Origin of the sequence: Burkholderia sp. Ac-20392, from assembly GCF_017104585.1 — a bacterium.
Lineage (GTDB): Bacteria > Pseudomonadota > Gammaproteobacteria > Burkholderiales > Burkholderiaceae > Burkholderia > Burkholderia lata.
This window is the reverse complement of the sequence record NZ_JAAGPB010000672.1, coordinates 1-3648: the sequence shown is the minus strand read 5'-3', so window position 1 is coordinate 3648 and position 3648 is coordinate 1. Positions and strand designations below refer to the sequence as shown.

The following is a 3648-nucleotide window of genomic DNA, read 5'->3' as shown; positions in this document are numbered from 1 at the left end:
CGCACCGTGCCCCGCACAGCTGGGCCTTTATCCGGTCGTGCCGGACGCCGAATGGGTCGAGCGCGTGCTCGATTGCGGTGTGCGGACCGTGCAACTGCGTGTGAAAGGCGCAACGCCGGACACCTTGCGGCGGGAAATCGCACGTGCGGTCGCGGCCGGGCGCCGCTTTCCCGATGCGCGCGTGTTCATCAACGATCACTGGCAGATCGCTGCAGAAGAGGGGGCGTACGGCGTTCATCTGGGCCAGGAAGACCTCGAGACGGCCGATCTGGCGGCAATCGCGCGGGCGGGCCTGCGGCTCGGACTTTCGAGCCACGGCTATTACGAAATGTTGCGGGCGCTGCACGAACGCCCGAGCTACCTGGCGCTCGGCCCCGTGTACGCGACTGCGACCAAGGCCGTTGCGGCGCCGCCGCAGGGGCTCGCCCGGATCACCCGCTATGCGCGCTTCGCGGGCACGCAGGCGCCGCTCGTCGCGATCGGCGGGGTGGGGCTCGACGCGCTGTCGGCCGTGCTGGCAACGGGCGTCGGCAGTGTCGCGGTGGTCAGTGCGGTGACGGGCGCGGCCGACTATCGGGCTGCTGTTGTTGCATTGCAGCAATGTTTTCCCGGACAATTTGACAATCATTGACCGCAGGGCCCGGAACGGCGTCACGACATCATTCCAATGCAGGCCCTATAATTCGGCGTTCTGCGTAAAAGGATTGTCCGCTCCGTGAGCCCCACTCCTACCGACACACTGCTGGAACTCCGCGACGTCGACTTTGGCTACGGCGACCGCCTCGTCCTGTCGAACCTGAACCTGCGCTTCGGGCGTGGGCAGGTCGTTGCGGTCATGGGCGGGTCGGGTTGCGGCAAGACGACCGTGCTGCGCCTGATCGGCGGCCTGGTGCGTGCGCGCCGCGGCCAGGTGCTGTTCGACGGCGCCGACGTCGGCGCGCAAACGCGCGACGGCCTGTATGCGCTGCGCCGCAAGATGGGCATGCTGTTCCAGTTCGGCGCGCTGTTCACCGACATGTCGGTGTTCGAGAACGTCGCGTTCGCGCTGCGCGAGCACACCGACCTGCCCGAAGACCTGATCCGCGACCTCGTGCTGATGAAGCTCAACGCGGTCGGGCTGCGCGGCGCGCGCGACCTGATGCCGTCCGAGGTGTCGGGCGGGATGGCGCGCCGCATCGCGCTGGCACGCGCGATCGCGCTCGATCCGCAGCTCATCATGTACGACGAGCCGTTCGCGGGCCTCGATCCGATCTCGCTCGGCATCACCGCGAACCTGATCCGCACGCTGAACCAGGCGCTGGGCGCCACGTCGATCCTCGTCACGCACGACGTGCCGGAATCGTTCGCGATCGCCGACTACGTGTATTTCCTGGCCAACGGCGGCGTGCTCGCGCAGGGTACGCCCGACGAGCTGCGCGCATCGACCGATCCGAGCGTGCGGCAGTTCATCGACGGTGCGCCGGACGGCCCGTTCAAATTTCATTACCAGAGCCCGCCGCTCGCAGCGGATTTCGGGCTCGGCGGAGGGCGCGCATGATCAGCGCGATCGGACGTTACGTCATCGGCGGCCTCGAGCGCGCGGGCTACGGCACGCGGCTGTTCGTGCGCCTCGTGCTGGAATTCTTCCCGCTGCTGCGCCGGCCGCGGCTGGTCACGAAGCAGATCCACTTCCTCGGCAACTATTCGTTCGTGATCATTGCCGTGTCGGGGCTGTTCGTCGGCTTCGTGCTCGGCCTGCAGGGGTATTACACGCTGAACCGCTACGGTTCCGAGCAGGCGCTCGGCCTGCTGGTCGCGCTGTCGCTGGTGCGTGAGCTCGGGCCGGTCGTCACCGCGCTGCTGTTCGCGGGCCGCGCGGGCACGTCGCTCACGGCCGAGATCGGTCTGATGAAAGCCGGCGAGCAGCTCACCGCGCTCGAGATGATGGCGGTGGACCCGATCAAGAACGTGATCGCGCCGCGCATGTGGGCGGGCATCATCGCGATGCCGCTGCTGGCCGCGATCTTCAACGCGGTCGGCGTGCTCGGCGGCTACTTCGTCGGCGTCGTGCTGATCGGCGTCGATCCGGGCGCGTTCTGGTCGCAGATGCAGGGCGGCGTGCAGGTCTGGGCCGACGTCGGCAACGGCGTGCTGAAGAGCATCGTGTTCGGGTTCGCCGTGACCTTCATTGCGCTGTATCAAGGGTATGAAGCGAAGCCCACGCCCGAGGGCGTGTCGCGCGCGACCACCAAGACGGTCGTGTTCGCGTCGCTCGCCGTACTCGGCCTCGATTTCCTGCTGACCGCGCTGATGTTCAGCTAAGCCTCAGCCAAGCCAAATTTTGGGATGACGATGAAAAAGACTGCTCTCGACTTCTGGGTCGGCCTGTTCGTGGTGGTGGGCTTCCTTGCGGTGCTGTTCCTGGCGCTGAAGGTCGGCAACATGAGCTCGCTGTCGTTTCAGCCGACCTATTCGGTGAAGATGAAATTCGACAATATCGGCGGGCTGAAGCCGCGCGCGGCCGTGAAGAGCGCAGGCGTCGTGGTCGGCCGCGTGAAGACGATCGGCTTCGACACGAATACGTACCAGGCACTTGTCACGATCGATGTCGACGGCCAGTATCAATTCCCGAAGGATTCGTCGGCGAAGATCCTGACGTCGGGCCTGCTCGGCGAGCAATATATCGGTCTGGATCCGGGCGGTGACACCGAAATGCTGAAGACGGGCGATACGATCACGATGACGCAATCGGCGATCGTGCTCGAAAACCTGATCGGCCAGTTCCTGTACAGCAAGGCTGCCGATGCGGGTGGGGCGAAGCCGGCAGCCGGTGCGCCGGCCGCACCGGCACCGGTGGCGGTGCCGGCGTCGGCGGTGTCCGCCGCGTCCGGTTCGGCGGCCCAATAACCACACGAGAGAAAACAAGAGGGTAATGACCATGCAGACGATCCGCATCAGGCAGGCCGCGCTGGCGGTAGCGGCAGTCGCCGCGTTGAGCGGCTGCGCGACCGTGCAGACGCCGACCAAGGGCGATCCGCTCGAAGGCTTCAACCGGACGATGTACACGTTCAACGACAAGGTCGACACGTATGCGCTGAAGCCGGTCGCGAAGGGCTACCAGTACGTGGTGCCGCAGCCGGTGCGCGACAGCGTGACGAACTTCTTCTCGAACATCGGCGACGTCTACATCGCCGCGAACAACATCGTGCAGCTGCGGATCGCGGACGGCGTCGGCGACATCATGCGCGTCGTGATCAACACGGTGTTCGGCGTCGGCGGCCTGTTCGACGTCGCGACGATCGCGAAGCTGCCGAAGCACACGGCCGACTTCGGGATCACGATGGGCCGCTACGGCATGCCGTCGGGCCCGTACCTCGTGCTGCCGCTGCTCGGCCCGAGCACGCTGCGCGACACGGCCGGCCTGGGCGTCGACTACGTCGGCAACCCGCTCACCTACGTGAAGCCGGACGGCGTGAGCTGGGGCCTGTTCGGTGTCAACCTCGTCAACACGCGTTCGAACCTGCTCGGCGCGGGCGACGTGCTGGATGCCGCGGCGCTCGACAAGTATTCGTTCGTGCGTAACGCGTACCTGCAGCGTCGCCAGATGCTGATCAGCAACGCGCGCGGCGAGGCGGCCGCGACGTCGAGCAACGACGCGCTGCCGAAGTA

At 66.4% G+C, this 3648-nt stretch carries 5 protein-coding genes; all 5 read left to right on the top strand.

Annotated features, from left to right (window positions below):
• On the top strand, positions 1-631 hold a 631-nt coding region (thiE, locus tag G3N99_RS36645), incomplete at its 5' end, for a thiamine phosphate synthase (RefSeq protein ID WP_206124797.1).
• An 84-nt stretch (positions 632-715) separates the two neighbouring features.
• Complete coding sequence (locus tag G3N99_RS36640) at positions 716-1537, top strand: ABC transporter ATP-binding protein (RefSeq protein WP_174939799.1); 822 nt, start codon at positions 716-718, stop codon at positions 1535-1537.
• Positions 1534-2301, top strand: a complete 768-nt coding sequence (gene mlaE / locus G3N99_RS36635; RefSeq protein WP_006477137.1) for a lipid asymmetry maintenance ABC transporter permease subunit MlaE — start codon at positions 1534-1536, stop codon at positions 2299-2301. Before G3N99_RS36640 ends, mlaE begins: the two co-directional genes overlap by 4 nt.
• A 24-nt stretch (positions 2302-2325) precedes the next feature.
• On the top strand, positions 2326-2886 hold the full coding sequence (gene mlaD, locus G3N99_RS36630) for an outer membrane lipid asymmetry maintenance protein MlaD (RefSeq protein ID WP_041492723.1): 561 nt from the start codon (positions 2326-2328) through the stop codon (positions 2884-2886).
• Between the two features lie 31 nt (positions 2887-2917).
• The coding region (locus G3N99_RS36625; protein WP_206124798.1) for a VacJ family lipoprotein at positions 2918-3648 on the top strand (731 nt) is incomplete at its 3' end.

Coding starts and splice junctions, on each gene's coding strand:
- mlaE (WP_006477137.1), top strand. CDS start 1,534: ATGATCAGCGCGATCGGACGTTACGTCATCGGCGGCCTCGAGCGCGCG.
- mlaD (WP_041492723.1), top strand. CDS start 2,326: ATGACGATGAAAAAGACTGCTCTCGACTTCTGGGTCGGCCTGTTCGTG.